Annotated in this window: 17 protein-coding genes and 1 pseudogene; 12 read left to right on the top strand and 6 right to left on the bottom strand. The window is 61.8% G+C overall.

The genetic code is table 11. The annotated features are described in order from the left end of the window. Positions 1-31: 31 nt before the first annotated feature. Together F7R20_RS27440 and F7R20_RS27435 are read right to left on the bottom strand one after the other, a co-directional pair. A complete protein-coding gene (locus F7R20_RS27440) occupies positions 32-505 on the bottom strand; it encodes a cyclic nucleotide-binding domain-containing protein (RefSeq protein WP_003198869.1) in 474 nt (157 codons plus the stop codon). Between the two features lie 246 nt (positions 506-751). Then, positions 752-2,806, bottom strand: a complete 2,055-nt coding sequence (locus tag F7R20_RS27435; protein WP_003198871.1) for a S9 family peptidase — start codon at positions 2,804-2,806, stop codon at positions 752-754. 135 nt (positions 2,807-2,941) lie between these two features. Between F7R20_RS27435 and F7R20_RS27430 the strand changes: the two genes are divergently transcribed. The 7 genes from F7R20_RS27430 (at position 2,942) to F7R20_RS27400 (ending at position 8,764) form a co-directional block, all read left to right on the top strand. Beyond that, positions 2,942-3,439, top strand: coding sequence for a hypothetical protein (locus F7R20_RS27430; RefSeq protein ID WP_003198873.1), 498 nt, complete (start codon positions 2,942-2,944; stop codon positions 3,437-3,439). 32 nt (positions 3,440-3,471) lie between these two features. Next, positions 3,472-4,248 carry a class II glutamine amidotransferase gene (locus F7R20_RS27425; RefSeq protein WP_003198875.1) on the top strand — a complete coding sequence of 259 codons (777 nt, stop codon included), beginning with the start codon at positions 3,472-3,474 and terminating at the stop codon, positions 4,246-4,248. 12 nt (positions 4,249-4,260) lie between these two features. Next, entirely contained in the window at positions 4,261-4,803 is a 543-nt protein-coding gene (locus tag F7R20_RS27420; protein WP_003198877.1) for a DUF2937 family protein, read from the top strand. A 229-nt stretch (positions 4,804-5,032) separates the two neighbouring features. After that, positions 5,033-6,319 (top strand): MFS transporter, encoded by a 1,287-nt coding sequence (locus F7R20_RS27415; RefSeq protein WP_003198880.1) that lies wholly within the window; start codon positions 5,033-5,035, stop codon positions 6,317-6,319. A gap of 74 nt (positions 6,320-6,393) precedes the next feature. After that, entirely contained in the window at positions 6,394-7,146 is a 753-nt protein-coding gene (locus tag F7R20_RS27410) for a 5-oxoprolinase subunit PxpA (protein ID WP_003198881.1), read from the top strand. Then, positions 7,143-7,847, top strand: a complete 705-nt coding sequence (gene pxpB, locus F7R20_RS27405) for a 5-oxoprolinase subunit PxpB (RefSeq protein WP_003198883.1) — start codon at positions 7,143-7,145, stop codon at positions 7,845-7,847. Before F7R20_RS27410 ends, pxpB begins: the two co-directional genes overlap by 4 nt. Next, positions 7,844-8,764, top strand: coding sequence for a 5-oxoprolinase subunit C family protein (locus F7R20_RS27400; RefSeq protein WP_003198885.1), 921 nt, complete (start codon positions 7,844-7,846; stop codon positions 8,762-8,764). The genes pxpB and F7R20_RS27400 overlap by 4 nt, the downstream gene beginning before the upstream one ends. Before the next feature lie 102 nt (positions 8,765-8,866). On the opposite strand, the gene F7R20_RS27395 is transcribed toward F7R20_RS27400, so the two are convergent. Beyond that, positions 8,867-10,045 carry a vWA domain-containing protein gene (locus F7R20_RS27395; RefSeq protein ID WP_003198888.1) on the bottom strand — a complete coding sequence of 393 codons (1,179 nt, stop codon included), beginning with the start codon at positions 10,043-10,045 and terminating at the stop codon, positions 8,867-8,869. 34 nt (positions 10,046-10,079) lie between these two features. Next, positions 10,080-10,925 carry an AAA family ATPase gene (locus F7R20_RS27390; RefSeq protein WP_003184225.1) on the bottom strand — a complete coding sequence of 282 codons (846 nt, stop codon included), beginning with the start codon at positions 10,923-10,925 and terminating at the stop codon, positions 10,080-10,082. Between the two features lie 328 nt (positions 10,926-11,253). Between F7R20_RS27390 and F7R20_RS32145 the strand changes: the two are divergent. After that, positions 11,254-11,367 (top strand): annotated as a pseudogene (locus tag F7R20_RS32145) (DUF4160 domain-containing protein); the annotation flags it as partial. Next, positions 11,355-11,855 (top strand): DUF2442 domain-containing protein, encoded by a 501-nt coding sequence (locus tag F7R20_RS27380; RefSeq protein WP_003198890.1) that lies wholly within the window; start codon positions 11,355-11,357, stop codon positions 11,853-11,855. The pseudogene F7R20_RS32145 and the gene F7R20_RS27380, both read left to right, overlap by 13 nt. Here the strand turns inward: F7R20_RS27380 and F7R20_RS27375 are convergent. Then, positions 11,852-12,928, bottom strand: a complete 1,077-nt coding sequence (locus F7R20_RS27375; protein WP_003198892.1) for a DUF748 domain-containing protein — start codon at positions 12,926-12,928, stop codon at positions 11,852-11,854. The two genes, F7R20_RS27380 and F7R20_RS27375, sit on opposite strands and share 4 nt — an antisense overlap. A 147-nt stretch (positions 12,929-13,075) precedes the next feature. On the opposite strand from F7R20_RS27375, the gene cysK reads away from it, so the two are divergent. The 3 genes from cysK (at position 13,076) to F7R20_RS27360 (ending at position 16,419) form a co-directional block, all read left to right on the top strand. Beyond that, entirely contained in the window at positions 13,076-14,050 is a 975-nt protein-coding gene (cysK, locus tag F7R20_RS27370; protein WP_003198893.1) for a cysteine synthase A, read from the top strand. A 225-nt stretch (positions 14,051-14,275) separates the two neighbouring features. Then, the gene (locus F7R20_RS27365) at positions 14,276-15,214 is read left to right on the top strand and encodes an aspartyl/asparaginyl beta-hydroxylase domain-containing protein (RefSeq protein WP_003198894.1); all 939 of its coding nucleotides are present in this window, start codon (positions 14,276-14,278) and stop codon (positions 15,212-15,214) included. A gap of 341 nt (positions 15,215-15,555) precedes the next feature. Continuing rightward, the gene (locus tag F7R20_RS27360) at positions 15,556-16,419 is read left to right on the top strand and encodes a DMT family transporter (RefSeq protein ID WP_003198896.1); all 864 of its coding nucleotides are present in this window, start codon (positions 15,556-15,558) and stop codon (positions 16,417-16,419) included. A gap of 121 nt (positions 16,420-16,540) precedes the next feature. Here F7R20_RS27360 and F7R20_RS27355 read toward each other — a convergent pair whose 3' ends face one another. Next, positions 16,541-17,449 carry a DMT family transporter gene (locus F7R20_RS27355; RefSeq protein WP_003198898.1) on the bottom strand — a complete coding sequence of 303 codons (909 nt, stop codon included), beginning with the start codon at positions 17,447-17,449 and terminating at the stop codon, positions 16,541-16,543. Positions 17,450-17,544 lie beyond the last annotated feature (95 nt).

The raw sequence follows: 17,544 nt of genomic DNA, 5'->3' as shown, positions 1-17,544 counted from the left end.
CAGGTTCTGTGTTTCAACTGACAGAGGGAGGTCAGACCTGCTGCGACAACAACTGCCCATCAGCCATGCGCAGGCGCTTGGACAGGGAGACGGCGAGGGCGCGGATGATCTTGGCGGCGATCTTGGGGGCGTCGTTGAGCATTTTTTCCAGGGAGTCCTTGCCCAGGTTCAGCAACTGGCAATCGCTGGCGGCGATGCAACTGGCCGAGCGCCGTTCGCCGTCGAGCACGGCCATTTCGCCGAATGCCCGGCCGCTGCGCAGCGTGGCGATGGTCACGGGCTGGCCGTCGGGGCCGGTTTTCTGCACGGCCACCTGGCCGGTGTGGATGATGCACATGAAGCTGCCGGCATCGCCCTCGCGGAAAATCGCTTCACCCGCGGCGATGGCGCTGATGCTGAAATAGCCCGACGCCGCGGCGAAGTCGACAGGCAGCAACTGGTCGAACAGACCGCAGTCCATCAACCAGTCGCGGATTTCTTTGTTCAGTAAGGTCGGTTCTGACATGTTGGCACGGTCTTTTTCTTGTGTTTGTTGCAGGTTCAGTTTGGCCCGGGTGTAAGCAGACCTCTGGGACAGACTCTTGTGGGAGCAAGGCTTGCCCGCGATGGCATCAGCTTGATCTGACAGACAGAACTGAGTCGCCTGTATCGCGGGCAAGCCTTGCTCCCACAAAGTCTTGCTCCTACATTGGACTGGGGTTTATCTGGGCCCGGCGCATGGAGCTAAGACCCGGCCATCCCACAGAGTTCCTCAGGCCACCCTCAAAACCTTCAAGACAAATGCATATTCGAGCGCTACGTCACGCAATCCCTGGTAGCGCCCACTCATTCCGCCATGGCCTGCGCCCAGTTCGGTCTTGAGCAGCAGGGGGCTGTCGTCGGTTTTGGTGGCACGCAATTTTGCCACCCACTTGGCCGCTTCCCAGTACTGCACACGGCTGTCGTTGTAACCGGCGATCACCAGCAGCGCCGGGTAGGCCTGGGCGCTGACGTTTTCGTACGGGGCGTAGGCCCGGATCCGATCATAAACGTCCGGCTCCTCCGGATTGCCCCATTCGTCGTATTCGGTGACGGTCAGCGGCAAGTCCGGGTCGAGCATGGTGTTGAGCACGTCGACGAACGGCACCTCGGCAATCGCAACCTTGAACAGCTCCGGGCGTTGATTGAGCACCGCACCGATCAGCAGGCCACCGGCGCTGCCGCCGCTGATTGCCAGTTGCTCGGCGGTGGTGAAACCGTTGCTGATCAAATGTTCGGCGCAGGCGATGAAGTCGCTGAACGTGTTGTGCTTGTGTTCCTGCTTGCCGGCGCGATACCAGGCTTCCCCCAACTCGCCGCCGCCACGCACATGGGCGATGGCAAATGCTACGCCGCGGTCAAGCAGGCTCAGCCGCGAATGGGAAAACCACGGGTCGAGGCTTTCGCCATAGGCACCGTAGCCGTACAGGTACAACGGTACCGGCTGGCCGAGGGCTTCGCGCTTGACCACCAGGCTGATGGGCACCTGGGTGCCGTCCGGCGCTGTAGCCCAAAGCCGCTGGCTGACGTAGGCATCGGCGTCGAACGGGCCCAGCACCGGGGTTTGCTTGAGCACGACCTGTGCGCCGCTGGCCAGGTCCAACTGGCGGATCTGCGCCGGACGGTTCAGGGCCTCGTAGCGCAGGCGGATGCGATCGCTGACGAACTCCAGGCTGTTCTGCACATGCAGGCTGTAGGCCGCGTCCGGCAGTTGCACCCGATAGGCCGGCAAGCCCTGTGGGTGCACCTCGATGATTGGCAGGCCGCCTTCGCGCAGGCTCAAGGTCATGGCTCCGGCGTTCAGGCTCAGGCCGTCGATCATCACCGTGTCGCTGTGGGGGATCAGGTTCTGCCAGTCGGCCTCGGTCGGCGCCACGCCTGTGTCGGCGGCCTGGTACAGGGCGAAGTTGATCCCGTCGCGGTTGCTGCGGATCAACCAGGTCCATTGGCCATCGAGCAGGCCGTGGTCGACGTCGTATTCATGGTTTTCCACGCGGGGCGCCAGGCAGGTAAAGGGGCGCTGCGGTTGCGCGGCGTCCAGTACCCAGACTTCACTGGTGGTCTTGCTGCCCAGGGACAGGATCAACTGCTTTTCCGAGCTTGAACGGTAGCAGTGCAGGAAGAAACGCCCGTCCGGCTCATGGAACACTTCCTCGGCGGCAGTGCCGTCCAGGCGATAGCGCCAGAGTTTGTGGGGGCGGTGGGTGTCGTCCAACTCGCCGAAAAACAGCGTCAGGCTGTCATTGGCCCAGGTCATGCTGCCGTCGCAATCGGCGAAGGACAGTTCGCTGACCTTGTCGTTGGACAATTCCTTCACGAACAGCGTGTAGATCTCGTCGCCCGTGGTGTCCAGGCTGTAGGCCAGGCGCTGGTGGTCGGGGCTGATGCTGAAAGCGCCCAGGGAAAAGAAGCCGCCGCCAGCCAGCACGTTCGGGTCCAGCAGCAGTTGTTCGCGGCTTTCATCCACGCTCAGGCTGTCATCGGCCGGACGCGGGCAGCGGTAGTGGCGCGGGTATTCGTCACCGGCTGTGGTACGGGTGTAATACAGGTACGGGCCCCAGGGCGAGGGCAGCGACAGGTCGGTCTCGAGGATCCGGCCCTTGATCTCCTGGAACAGGGTTTCGCGCAGTTCGGCCTGGTCGGCGAGTTGCGCTTCCTGATAGCTGTTTTCCGCCTTGAGGTAGTCGAGCACGGCGTCGGTGTCGCGTTCCTGCAGCCAGGCGTATGGGTCAACACCGGGGTCCCTGCGGGCAATCGGGGCGTTGGAAACGTGGGCAGATAGGGACATGAAAGGCTCTCGAACGTTGTACGAAAAGGGACACATGGCCCGGACAGAATCAACCACGCGGGCCATTCGCCAGACGCCGGGGCAGCCTGACGAGCGAAAAGCCGTTACTATAAGCGTCTCTTTGCCTGCCTTGCCATGGACACCATGACCGAGAATGACTATCTGATCGCCTGGGGCCTCTACGCCTTTGCCGCCCTGGGCTGCCTGCTGGTGTGGATGCGCATGACCCGCTGGATGTGGCGCTGGTTGCGCGAACCGCTGCGGTTGCTGATGGCGGTGCTGCTGTTTTGCCCGACCATCGTTGATCCGGTGAAGGACAGGGTCGCCCCGGCCTTGGCCATTGTTGCCCTGGACGTGCTGTTCAAAGTCGGCAACAACGTCTGGCGGGCGGCCTCCGATCTGCTCATGTACGGCATGATCGCCTTCGGCCTCTACTTCATTTTGGTGCTGATCCGCTTCCCTATCGAGCGGGCCGCCAACGCTCGCAAGGAACGGGCCGCCGCCGCAAAAGCCGCCGCCGCGGCCGATGAGCCGGAGGACGAGCCACCGTTTGGCGTGGCCGGTGATGACCGTTACGGTCGCCCGCCCGTGCCGAGCAACCCCCAGCGTTCGCGTATCGAACCGCGCCTGTAACCGGGCCTGCCCCTTGAAGCGAGAGTTCGAGCATGTGTGAGTTATTGGGCATGAGCGCCAATGTGCCGACCGACATCGTGTTCAGCTTCACCGGGCTGATGCAGCGCGGCGGCAAGACCGGGCCGCACCGGGACGGCTGGGGCATCGCCTTCTATGAGGGCCGTGGCCTGCGCCTGTTCCAGGACCCGGCCGCCAGCAGCGAATCGGAAGTGGCGAACCTGGTGCAGCGCTATCCGATCAAGAGCGAAGTGGTGATCGGACATATTCGCCAGGCCAACGTCGGCAAGGTCTGCCTGTCCAACACGCACCCGTTCGTGCGTGAGTTGTGGGGCCGCAACTGGTGTTTTGCCCACAACGGCCAGCTCGCCGATTTCCAGCCGGGCGTGAGCTTCTACCGCCCGGTGGGCGATACCGACAGCGAAGCGGCTTTCTGCGATCTGCTCAACCGCGTGCGCCAGGCCTTCCCCGAACCGGTGGAGGTGGAGCAATTGCTCCCGTCGCTGATCGAGGCCTGCGCCGAATACCGTAGCAAAGGCGTGTTCAACTGCTTGCTCAGCGATGGCGACTGGCTGTTCTGCTATTGCTCGACCAAACTGGCCCAGATCACCCGTCGCGCGCCGTTCGGCCCGGCGCGGCTCAAGGATGTGGATGTGATTGTCGATTTCCAGGCTGAAACCACGCCCAACGACGTGGTCACGGTGATCGCCACCGAACCGTTGACCGAAAACGAAACCTGGACCCGCTACGAACCTGGTCAATGGAGCCTGTGGCGACGCGGTGAATGCGTCAGCCACGGCCGGACCGAATAAGGACGTCACGTTATGTTGCTCAGTTATCTACGGCTGGTGTTGTTCGCGGTGGGCCTGTTGGTTGGGGTCCAGGTGCCGGGCTTCATCAATGATTACGCCAAGCGGGTCGAGGCGCACCTGATCGAGGCGCAGACCGGCCTGCAAGGGTTCCAGGGCACCGCCAACCAGTTCTTCAAGGGCGACATGCAAGCCCTGGTGGCCCATTACCGCGCCAGCGAAGACCCGATCTTTCGCAGCGACGCCGACAGCCTGAACACCTTGCTCGTGCGCCAGCAGGCTCTGGACAAGCAATTCCAGGCGATGCAAGGCCCGTGGTACATCCGCATGCTGCAAGTGGCACTGGCCGCCGATCCGGACATCCGCAAGGAAACCTGGAATGGCTACAGCTACCAGATCCTGTTGACCCCCGAGGCCATGATCTGGGGCATCAGCGGTGCGTTGTTGCTGTCGTTCGGCCTGGAATGCCTGTTCCGCCTGATCGACTGGGTGGTGCTGGGCGGCAAGCGCCTGCGCCAGGGCCGGCCGATTGAAGAGCGCGACCTGCGCGGGCTGTAGCGCCGCAGCGAGCCTCTGTGGCGAGGGGATAAATCCCCTCGCCACAACTGTGTTCATTCAGTTCCGGCAATGTCGTTTCTTTATCTCTGTTCCCCCAATCAAGTTTTTCTTATGACCCAGCCAAGGTTTTATTCGTTGGACGGGATCGGCCGCGCGCTCAAGAATCGACGCATCGGTCTCCACGTCAGCGTCGTCGAGACTTACAACAATAAAACTGCGGAGAACCACCATGAGTGCACCCGACACGCTCGGCGTCCCCCAACCCCAGGCCCGTTCCGGCCCATTTGACTGGTATCGCAACATCAACCAGCAGGAACGTCGCACCTTCTGGAGCTGCAAGATCGGCTACGCCCTGGACGGCATGGACACGCAGATGCTCAGTTTCGTGGTGCCGACTCTGATCGCGATGTGGGGTATCACCACTGGCCAGGCAGGCCTGATCCACACCAGTACCTTGATCGCTTCGGCCATTGGCGGCTGGGTGGCGGGCATTCTCTCGGACCGCATCGGTCGGGTGCGCACCCTGCAACTGACGGTGCTGTGGTTCGCCTTCTTCACCTTCCTGTGCGGCTTTGCCCAGAATTACGAACAACTGTTGATCTCCCGCACACTGATGGGCTTTGGCTTCGGCGGCGAGTGGACTGCTGGCGCGGTGTTGATGGGCGAGGTGATCCGCGCCAAGGACCGCGGCAAGGCGGTGGGCATGGTGCAGTCGGGTTGGGCCCTGGGCTGGGGCATGACAGCGATCCTGTATGCGCTGCTGTTCTCGGTATTACCGCCGGAAGACGCCTGGCGCGCCTTGTTTATCCTGGGCATTGTCCCGGCGATATTCGTGATATTCGTCCGGCGCCTGGTCAAGGACCCGGAAGTCTATAGCCAGGCCAAGGCCCGGCAAACGCCGAGCAATCCGGCGAAATTTTACGAGATCTTCGCCCCCGGCATCCTCTTCACCACCTTTCGTGCCTCGTTGCTGACCACCGGTGCCTTGGGCGGTTACTACGCCATCACCTCCTGGTTGCCAACGTTCCTCAAGAATGAGCGTGGCTTGAGCGTGTTGAGCACCGGTGGCTACCTGGCGATGGTGATCGTCGGTTCCTACGTCGGTTACGTCGTCAGCGCGTACCTGTCGGACATCCTGGGTCGGAAAAAGAACTTCGTCCTGTATGCCGTCGGCTCTTTCACCATCGTGCTGCTGTATACCCAACTGCACGTGAGCAATAACGTGATGCTCTGGCTGGGCTTTCCCCTGGGGTTCTTCGCTTCGGGTATGTTCAGCGGCATGGGCTCGTTCCTCACCGAGCTGTTCCCTACGCGCATCCGTGGTTCGGGGCAGGGTTTCTGCTACAACATTGGCCGGGCGGTGGCAGCATTGTTCCCGCTGTTGATTGGCCTGCTGAGCCAGAAAGTGCCGCTGAGCGTGGGTATCGGAGCGTTCGCCGCAGTGTCCTATGGCGTGGTGATCCTCGCGGCGTTGAGCCTGCCGGAAACCCAAGGCAAGCAGTTGGAAGCCGAGTAACTGATAACTTGTGGGGCCTGGGCTTCATGGCTTGGCCCCATGATCAAAAGAAAGAACCTACAGGAGCGTTCACCGTGAGCCGCCTGCTATTGAACTGCGACATTGGCGAAAGCTTCGGCAGCTGGACCATGGGTCTGGACGCCGAGGTGATGCCCTTCATCGATTGCGCCAACATCGCCTGCGGCTTTCATGCCGGCGACCCGAGCATCATGCGCAAGACCGTCAGCCTGGCCCTGAGCCACGGTGTACGAATCGGCGCGCACCCGGCTTATCAGGACCTGGCTGGCTTCGGCCGGCGTTCCATGGCCTACGGTGCCCAGGAATTGCAGGACTTGCTGCACTACCAGATCGGCGCCCTCGACGGCATCTGCCGGGCGCAAGGCGGGCGGGTCAGTTACGTCAAGCCCCACGGCGCGATGTACAACGACATGATGTCCAATCCGGCGCAACTGCGCGCGGTGATCCAGGCCGTCGCGGCCTATGATCGGCAACTGCCGCTGATGCTCATGGCGACCCGGGACAACAGCGCCGCCCAGGCCCTGGGCGACGAGTACGGCCTGACCTTGTGGTTCGAAGCCTTTGCCGACCGCGCCTATGACAGTGCCGGTCGCCTGGTTTCGCGGCAAGCGCCGGGTGCGGTGCACCACGATCCCGAGGTGATTATCGGGCAGGCCCTGACCATCGCCCGCGGCGATGCGTTGACCGCCAGTGACGGCAGCGCCTTGAACCTTATGGCCAACACCTTGTGCGTACACGGCGACAACGCCAGCTCCGTGGCGGCCGTGCAACGCATCCGCGAAGCCCTGGACCGGCAGAGTGCGCCATGAGACCACGCTTGGAAGTGGTGGCAGTGGACTGCTTGATGGTGCGCCTGTTCGATGAGATCGCCGAGGCCAACATGCCCTGGATGCTCGCCGCCAGCGAGCGTCTGCGAGCGGTGTTTGCCGAGCATCTGATTGACCTGGTGCCGTCCTATACCACGTTGATGGTGCACTACGATTTGCTCGCCCTGAACCCGGTGCAGGCTCGTGAATTGATCGACGAGGCGTTGAATAACCTTTCACCGGATGCCCGGTCCGCCGGCCAATGTCACGTGCTGCCGGTGTGGTACGACCTCCGTGTCGGGCCGGAGCTGGAGCTGCTGGCGAGCCGCAGCGGGTTGACGGTCGCCCAGGTGATCCGCCGCCACAGCGAACGCGAGTACCAGGTGTTTGCCCTGGGCTTCGCTCCCGGCTTTGCCTTCATGGGGCTGGTGGACGAGGAACTGGCCGCACCGCGCCTCGACACGCCGCGCAAGCGCGTGGCAGCGGGCAGCGTTGGTATCGCCGAGCGCCAGACCGCGGCGTATCCGGTGGTATCGCCCGGTGGGTGGAACCTGATCGGTCGCACCCCGACCAAACTGTTTGATCGCGAGCGCGATGGCTACAGCCTGATGCAGCCGGGAGACACGGTGCGTTTTGCTCCCGTGGACCATGCCGAATTCATCGCGCTGGGTGGCGACGATACACCGTTGGAGGCCCAGGCATGAGCCGGTTGTTGATCGAGGCCAGCACCCCGCTGTGCCTGTTGCAGGACGCCGGCCGTTTCGGCGTGAGGCATCTGGGCGTGACCCAGGGTGGCGCGGCGGACTGGTTGTCGATGGCCTGGGCCAACTGGATGCTCGGCAATGCCCTGGGGGCCGCGGTGGTGGAGATTACCCTCGGCGGTTTCACCGTGATGGCCGAAGAGGATTGCGTGCTGGCGCTGGCCGGGGCGGACCTGGGCGCACGGATAGACGGCCAGGGGGTGGCGTCGTGGCGCTTCTTCAGCTTGCGCAAAGGTCAGGTGCTGGCGCTCACCCAGCCCGTGCTCGGTGCCCGGGCCTACCTGGCAGCTCCGGGCGGTTTCAATGCGCCTGCGGTGCTGGGCAGTCGGGCGACGGTGGTGCGTGAGGAGCTCGGTGGCCTGGATGGGCGAGGGCGGGCGCTGAGTCGCGGCGAGCACCTGAGCTATTCAGGCGCGGTGACGCCTCGGCCCATGCCGCACACACGGATTCCGGACTTCCAGCAAGCGCAGCCGCTGGACTTGATCCTGGGAGCACAGAACGGTGCGTTCAGCGGGCAGAGTCTGTTCGACGCGTTCAACACCCCATGGACGCTGGACAGTCGCGCCGACCGCATGGGCATGCGCTTGCTGGGCACGGCGTTGGAGTATCAGGGGTCGGCGATGATTTCCGAGGGCATCCCGCTCGGTGCCGTGCAGGTGCCGCCGGATGGCCAGCCGATTGTGCTGCTCAACGACCGGCAAACCATTGGTGGTTATCCACGCCTGGGCGCCTTGACTCCGTTGGCCCTGGCCCGGCTGGCGCAATGCCTGCCGGGGGCGCAGGTGCGGTTGCGGCCGGTGGTGCAGGAGGTGGCGCATCGGCTGCAGGTGGAGTGCCTGCACGTTTTTCTCGACTGCTAAAAGCATCGCGAGCAGGCTCGCTCCCACACTGGATCTTCGTCATACACAAGATCCCTGTGGGAGCGAGCTTGCTCGCGATGAGGCCCTAAAGGGCACCAAAGATCACTTGGAAAGAAACCGCATTCCTTCCTCCAACCCCCGCAAGGTCAGCGGGTACATCCGGTCCTCGACCAACTCGCGCACGATGTTGGTCGAGGCGGTATAGCCCCAGGTGTCCTTGGGGTACGGATTGATCCAGATGAGCTTCTTGTACTTCTCCATGAAGCGCTGCATCCACACATAACCGGCTTCTTCGTTCCAGTGTTCGACGCTACCGCCGGCCTGGGTGATTTCATAAGGCGCCATGGCGGCATCGCCGATGAAGATCACTTTGTAGTCGGCGCCGTACTTGTGCAGCAAGTCCTGGGTCGAGGTGCGCTCCGAGGTGCGGCGCAGGTTGTTCTTCCACACCGATTCGTAGACGAAGTTGTGGAAGTAGAAATACTCCAGGTGCTTGAACTCGGTCTTGCAGGCCGAGAACAGTTCTTCGCAGATCTTCACGTGGGCATCCATCGAGCCACCGATGTCGAACAGCAGCAACAACTTGACGGTGTTGCGTCGTTCCGGGCGCATCTGGATGTTCAGAAGACCGGCATCGCGGGCGGTGTGGTCGATGGTGCCGTCGATGTCCAGCTCTTCGGCCGCACCCTGGCGAGCGAACTTGCGCAGGCGGCGCAGGGCGATCTTGATGTTGCGGGTGCCCAATTCCACCTGGTCGTCGAGGTTCTTGTACTCGCGCTGGTCCCAGACCTTCACGGCCTTGCCCTGGCGCTTGCCGGCGTCGCCGACCCGGATACCTTCGGGGTTGAAGCCGCCGGAGCCGAACGGGCTGGTCCCGCCGGTGCCGATCCACTTGTTGCCGCCGGCATGGCGTTCCTTCTGCTCTTCCAGGCGCTTCTTGAACTCTTCGATCAGCTTGTCCAAGCCACCGAGGGACTGGATCTGTGCCCGCTCTTCGTCGGTCAGCGAACGCTCGAATTCCTTGCGCAGCCAGTCCTCTGGAATCAGCGCCTGGAGGTGATCGTCGAGTTTCTCCAGGCCGTTGAAGTAGGCGGCGAACGCCCGGTCGAACTTGTCGAAATGCCGTTCGTCCTTCACCAGGATCGCCCGGGACAGGTAATAGAACTCGTCCATGTCGGCGAAGATCACCCGCTGTTTCAGCGCGTTGATCAGGTCCAGCAGTTCGCGCACCGACACGGGCACCTTGGCGGCGCGCATCTCATTGAACAGGTTAAGCAGCATGGCAATCGCCCTCGCTCTTGTTAGACGAAGAGGATCAGCGAGTGCCGCGACGGCTCATGAACGCCAGGCGCTCGAGCAATTGCACGTCCTGTTCGTTCTTGACCAGGGCGCCGGCCAGCGGCGGGATGGCCTTGGTCGGATCACGTTCGCGCAGCACCGCTTCGCCGATGTTGTCGGCCATCAGCAGCTTGAGCCAGTCCACCAGTTCGGAAGTGGAAGGCTTTTTCTTCAGGCCCGGCACCTTGCGCACGTCGAAGAACACGTCCAGCGCTTCGCTGACCAGGTCCTTCTTGATGTCCGGGTAATGCACGTCGACAATTTTCTGCAGGGTGACGCGGTCGGGGAAGGCGATGTAGTGGAAGAAGCAGCGGCGCAGAAACGCGTCCGGCAGTTCCTTTTCGTTGTTGGAGGTAATGATGATGATCGGCCGTTGCTTGGCCTTGATGGTTTCGTCGGTCTCGTAGACGTAGAACTCCATCTTGTCGAGTTCCTGCAGCAGGTCGTTGGGGAACTCGATGTCGGCCTTGTCGATTTCGTCGATCAGCAGGATCACCCGCTCCTCGGACTCGAACGCTTCCCAGAGCTTGCCCTTCTTCAGGTAGTTGCGCACGTCGTGGACCTTGTCCACGCCCAGCTGCGAGTCCCGCAGACGGCTGACCGCGTCGTACTCGTAGAGGCCCTGGTGGGCCTTGGTGGTGGACTTGATGTGCCAGGTAATCAGGCGCGCGCCAAAGGACTCGGCCAGTTGTTCGGCCAGCATGGTCTTGCCGGTGCCCGGTTCGCCCTTGACCAGCAATGGTCGCTCCAGGGTGATGGCGGCGTTCACGGCCAGTTTCAGGTCATCGGTGGCCACGTAGGCGCTGGTGCCTTCGAACTTCATCTGCAATTCCTCGAACGGTGTCGCCGGCCCGGCGAGGCGGGGCGCGCGAAATAAATATCGTGCCCGACTATAACGCGGCGCCCCGCCGACTGTGAACGCAGACGCTGTATTCAGTCTCTGAATGGGGCGTCACATGTTGACTCGGTTTCGGCGCCTTGCCAGTATTGCGTATCGCCAATTTGGCGATACGCTTCCGGGTTCATGTTTTTACTTACGGTCAGCCGCTCTTGTGGCGAGGGAGCTTGCTCCCGCTCGAGTGCGCAGCGCTCGCAGACTTTTGGGGCCGCTTCAGCCCAGCGGGAGCAAGCTCCCTCGCCACAGGGGTACCACATTCGAAGTGATGACGGGCCGGGTGCTGCCATTGATCATCAAGGAAGCGCTGGACTGGGTCAGCGCCCATCAAGCGCAACTGCTGGAGGATTGGCAACGATGCTACCCATGAAACGGCCGCGGCTGTCGGCTGTGCAGGTCTTATTACCGTTCAGTCTCGAATTGACGTTCATTGATGGGCAGCGGCTGACACTGGACATGAGCGCCGATGTGCAACGTTATCCGGGCTTGCAGCCTTTGCTTGAAGAGGGCGCGTTTGGAGGCGCGAGTCTGGGGGACGATGGCTGGAGCGTGGAATGGCCCGAACCGGATATCCAGATCGGTGCCGATACCCTTTATCTGGATGCACTGGCGCAGAACGCCGTGGATGAAAATACCCGCATTTTCATCAATTGGCGCGCCCGCACCGGCTTGTCTTTGAACAAGGCCGCCGAAGCGCTTGGGGTCAGCGCTCGCAGCATCACTCGCTACAGCAGCGGTCGCGAGGCTGTGCCGCGTTCGCTGGCCTTGGCATGCCTGGGCTGGGACTCATTGCAGCATGGAGCGGGAATAGCGGCAGCAGAAGCGCCCGGCCGCTACACCGTCACGCGCAAGCCCTAGTCGGTCGACGGCGGCGGTTGTTCATAACGGGCATTGAAGGCCTCGACGAAACCATTGCGCAGGATCTGCAGGAAGGCTTCGAAGGCGCTGATGTCCTGCTGGTGAACATTGCCGCTGAGTTCCACCCGGGTGGCGAACTGGTTCTTGCGCTGGTTCTTGAGGGCCGTTTCGCCCGTGCCGACCAAGGCTTCCCAGACCGAGCGGAAGATGTTCTTGTTCTGGTTTTCCACGTCCTGCTGCCAGTCGAACACATCGACATCGCGCAGCAGTGGCTTGATGTAGCCGCTGAGCTTGCCGTTGTCGGCTTGCGCCTCGATCACCAGGTCGCCGTGGCCGGCATTGAAATCGAACTTGCCATAAGCCCCGGCGAAGTCGTTCAGGCGCTTGAGTTCGATGTTCCTGGCACGCAGGCGGAAATCGAACTCCTCGAAGTTGCTCAAGGGGTCGAAGGTGGCCTGCATTTCCAATGGCGCGTGTTCGGCCACCAGGGCCTTGCCCTCGAAACGGGCGTCGCGCTTGCCTTTGGTGTCGACCACGTTGGTCAGGTTGTAGAAGCTGGCGTTGACCTCGGTGGCCCGCAGGTTGACCGGCGGCTTGGAGTTGAAATTGCGAAAGGTGACCTTGCCATCCCGGATGCGCACTTCGTTGAGGGTAATGGGCAGCAATTTGCTCAATTGTTCGCGCCAGTTGGTGCCCTGGCCGGTCTGGGAGTTCTGGCGGTTGGCGCCGCCGTCGACGAAGTTCACTTCGGCGCGGGCGAATTCAACCTCGGCGACCACCGCATGGTCGTACCACAGCGAGTGCCAGCTCACAGACAGGTCCACCCGCGGTGCGCTGACGAACGGCACCGGGACCTTGCCGTCGACCTTGACGATTTCCAGGCCATTGATCCGGTAGGCACCGCGCCACAGGGCCAGGTCCACGTCGGTGATCCGGCCGCGATAATCGCCCATGTCGGCCAGTTTGTCGTTCAGGTAGTCGCGTACCAGATAAGGCAAGGTGAAATGCAGGGCCACCAGCACCGCGGCGATGGCGGCGAAAACCCACAATGGCCAACGGTATCGACGCTTCATGTCAGTCAGTCTCCAGCGTTTGTTGAGGGAGCGCCTTCTAATGCCATTGACTGCTGCAACAACGGGAACGTTCGGTGCAACTGGACGCCCATGGGCAACAGGCATACCTTTAAAGGCTTACATTCCCGCTGCATCAAGGACCCAGCCATGAGCCGTATATTCGCTGACAACGCCCATTCCATCGGTAATACGCCGCTGGTGCAGATCAACCGCATTGCCCCGCGCGGTGTGACCATCCTGGCCAAGATCGAGGGGCGTAACCCAGGGTATTCGGTCAAGTGCCGGATCGGCGCGAACATGATCTGGGACGCTGAAAGCTCGGGCAAACTCAAGCCGGGCATGACCATCGTCGAACCAACTTCTGGCAACACCGGGATCGGCCTGGCGTTCGTCGCCGCCGCCCGTGGCTACAAGCTGATGCTGACCATGCCCGCCTCCATGAGCATTGAGCGACGCAAGGTGCTCAAGGCCCTGGGAGCGGAACTGGTGCTCACCGAGCCGGCGAAGGGCATGAAAGGGGCCATCGACAAAGCCACCGAGATCATGGCCAGCGATCCAGCCAAATACTTCATGCCGCAGCAGTTCGATAACCCGGCGAACCCGGCGATCCACGAAAAAACCACCGGCCCGGAAATCTGGAACGACACCGACGGCGCGGTGGACGTGCTGGTGGCCGGCGTGGGCACCGGCGGCACCATCACCGGCGTTTCGCGGTACATCAAGAACACCTGTGGCAAACCGATCCTGTCGGTGGCAGTCGAACCCGAGGTTTCGCCGGTGATTACCCAGGCGATGGCGGGCCAGGAGATCAAGCCCAGCCCCCACAAGATCCAGGGGATCGGCGCCGGGTTCGTGCCGAAGAACCTTGACCTGTCGATCGTTGACCTGGTCGAGCGGGTCTCTGACGACGAGTCCAAGGCCATGGCCCTGCGCTTGATGCAGGAGGAGGGCATCCTCTGCGGGATCTCTTGTGGCGCGGCGATGGCCGTGGCCGTGCGCCTGGCGGAAAAACCGGAGATGCAGGGCAAGACCATCGTCGTGATCCTGCCGGATTCGGGCGAGCGGTACTTGTCGAGCATGTTGTTCAGTGATCTGTTTACCGAGCAGGAGATCCAGCAGTAACTGTCTGCAGGATGTGGCAGGCGGTTAAATCGCATTTGGAAAGGGTGTTGACGGGCGTCAGCCACAGTTCAGGTCACGCATGGTAAGAAGGAAATTATTGCGTGATCCTCAACAGTGAATGTTGCGCCAGACGGTTTCCTGGCCAGGCCATGATCTATAACATGGCCGGCCGCTGCGCTGGGCTGGTGGTGTTGCGTAAGGTGTTTTTGGACAAGGAGTTATAAAATGACCGTTTCGTTCGTCGCCAAGGCCTCGGTGTTGCTGCTGTTTTTGGGCAGTACGCTGTATGTGCATTTGCGTGGCAAGGCGCGTTTGCCGGTGTTGCGTCAGTTCGTCAACCACTCGGCGCTGTTCGCCCCCTATAACACCTTGATGTACCTGTTCTCCGGCGTGCCCTCGAGACCTTACCTGGACCGCAGCAAGTTCCCCGAACTGGATGTGCTCAAGGACAACTGGCAAGTCATCCGCGATGAGGCCATGCACCTGTTCGACGAGGGCTACATTCGCGCTGCCGAGAAGAACAACGACGCGGGTTTCGGCTCGTTCTTCAAGAAGGGCTGGAAACGTTTTTACCTCAAGTGGTACGACAAACCGCTGCCGTCGGCCGAGCTGCTGTGCCCCAGGACGGTCGCGCTGGTCAGCCAGATCCCCAATGTCCGGGGCGCCATGTTTGCCCTGCTGCCGGGTGACAGCCATCTGAATCCCCACCGAGACCCTTTCGCCGGTTCGTTGCGTTATCACCTGGGGCTGTCCACTCCCAATTCCGACGACTGCCGGATCTTCGTCGATGGTCAGATCTACGCCTGGCGCGACGGCGAAGACGTCATGTTCGATGAAACCTATGTGCACTGGGTCAAGAACGAAACCCCGCAGACCCGCGTGATTCTGTTCTGTGATGTCGAGCGACCCTTGAAAAGCCGGTTGATGACCCGTCTCAACCGCACCATCAGCGCGTTCCTCGGCCGCGCCACCGCGCCACAGAACCTGGATGATGAACACGTCGGTGGCATCAACCGGGCCTATGCCTGGAGCAAATCGTTCAGCGACGGCATCAGTGGCCGGGTCAAGCAATTCAAACGCAAGCATCCCAAGGCCTACCGGGTGATGCGGCCCGTGTTGGCAGTGGTGGTGCTGACGGCGCTTGGCTATTGGTTGTTCGGTTAAATATTGCGTTGTCCATCGGGCGCTGGTTATAGTCAGCGCTCTTCGGGTTTTCGAACCCGCTCCTTCAAGAGATCGGCTCATGCCTGCATCCCCTGTCATCGCGGTCGTGGTTCCAGCGTTCAACGCTGGCGTCGTGCCGTGTGGGAGCCAGCAGCCTGCGCAGATCGGTCAATACCCTCCACCTGTCCGTAGCTCATCGGTGTACGCCGTCGTATCACCGCCGGGTGTTGGCATTCAGGGCTGATCGGCAACGGTTGCCTATCCCCTGTGCCCGCCTGAAAAAAACTACTGGACTTCAGCCTCGGCTGAGTTGGCTTTTTGCCTGACTACAGGTGGTATCCATGTTTTCCCTTTCCAAAAACGCCTTGTTGGCGGCGGCTTCCACGAGCCTGTTCGTTTTGCTGTGGAGCAGTGGGGCGATCTTTTCCAAGCTGGGCCTGGCCCACGCTTCTCCCTTCGCCTTTTTGCTGATCCGTTTTGCCATTGCGCTGTCGGCGCTGGTGCTGTTGATTCCGTTGCTCAAGTTCAAGCTGCCCAAGACCGGCAAGCCGATGCTGTACGCGGCGACCACCGGGTTGGTGCTGCTGGGCGCCTATCAGATTTTTTATCTGCTGGCGCTGCAAATGAGTGTCACGCCGGGGGTCATGGCAACCCTGATGGGCGTGCAACCGATCCTGACCGTGGTGCTCATGGAACGGCAGCGTTCCTGGTCGCGGATGTTCGGCTTGATGCTGGGGTTGGTCGGGTTGATCATGGTGGTGTACCAGGGCATCGGCCTGGCCGGCATGTCCCTGGCCGGGATGATCTGCGGGTTGCTGGCACTGGTGAGCATGACGGCCGGTTCGATCATGCAGAAGCGCATCACCGACAACCCCCTGGGCACGCTGCCGGTGCAGTACCTGGCCGGGCTGGTGCTGTGCGCGGTGTTCGTGCCGTTCCAACCGTTTCACTTCGAGTACAGCATGGGGTTTTTCGTGCCGGTGTTGTGGATGGGGCTGGTGGTGTCGGTGCTGGCGACATTGCTGCTGTACCGACTGATCGCCCGCGGCAACCTGGTGAATGTCACCAGCCTGTTCTACCTGGTGCCGGCGGTGACGGCGATCATGGACTACCTGGTGTTTGGCAACCGGCTGGCGTTGTTGAGCTTGCTGGGGATGGTGCTGATCATCGTGGGGTTGGTGTTTGTGTTTCGTAAAAGTCGCTGAGCTTTGGCTGCTCGTTGACTGAGCAACCGCCATCGCGGGCAAGCCTTGCTCCCACAGGTTATGTGTAGTCCTTGTGGGAGCAAGGCTTGCCTGCGATGGCATCTTGCGCCGCGCCGATGAATTACCGGGCAGACACCTCAGCCGGTTTCACCACCCCAGGCTTGAGCACCAACCACAACGCCGCCGCAATCAACACCCCGCCATACAGATGCGCCATCCCCAACGGCTCATCCAGCAACAACGCCCCCCACAGCACGCCGAACGGCGGAATCAGGAAGGTCACGGTCATGGATTTGACCGGGCCGATGGAACTGAGCAGGCGGAAATAAAGGATGTACGCCAGCGCAGTACACACCAGACCCAGCCCCAGCAGCGACAACCAGACGCTCCAGCCACCCCAGCTGGCCGGTGGTTGGCTGATGACGCTGTAGCCAAACAGCGGCAGCAAGAACACCGTGGCGCCGAACATGCTGCCCAGGGCCGAGAGACGACTGTCCAAGCCACCTTGCTGATCGAGCCAGCGCCGGGTGAGGAAACCGGCAAAGCCGTAGCAGGTCGTGGCCAGCAGGCAGGCAAGGGCGCCCATCAGCAGTTGCAGGTCGAACGCTACCGGGCCGGCGCGGGTCAGGATGCCGACGCCGAACAGGCCCAGGCAGACACCGCTGACCTTGGCTGGGGTGAGTTTTTCGCTGAAGAACAAGCCGCCGATCAACACCCCCATCAACGGCGTGGTGGCGTTGAAGATCGCCGAGTAACCAGCCGGCAGCACCTGGGCCGCCAACGAATAGAACGTGGCCGGAATGCCCGAGTTGATCAGGCCCAGCCCCATCACGACTTTGAGCTTGCCGCGAAAATTCCAGTCGACGCGCATCAGGGCCAGGATCACCAACAGCCCGACGAAGGCGATGGACACGCGAAAAAAAGCAGTGGGGATTGTGCCAATGACGGGGGCGATAATGCGCATGAACAGGAAACTGGCGCCCCAGATAGCGGCCAGTGACAGTAAACGCAGGATATCGACGAGGTTCACGAGTCATTCCTTCCTTGATTGGGCGGCAAGTGTCGCCGCCCTGAATAGCGATGGCAATGGTTGCGTTGCCGCGTGATTGGCCTCTAAGCTCAGTC

This window comes from Pseudomonas brassicacearum subsp. brassicacearum (genome assembly GCF_008801605.1).
Lineage (GTDB): Bacteria > Pseudomonadota > Gammaproteobacteria > Pseudomonadales > Pseudomonadaceae > Aquipseudomonas > Aquipseudomonas brassicacearum.
This window is presented reverse-complemented; position numbering and strand designations above follow the sequence as displayed.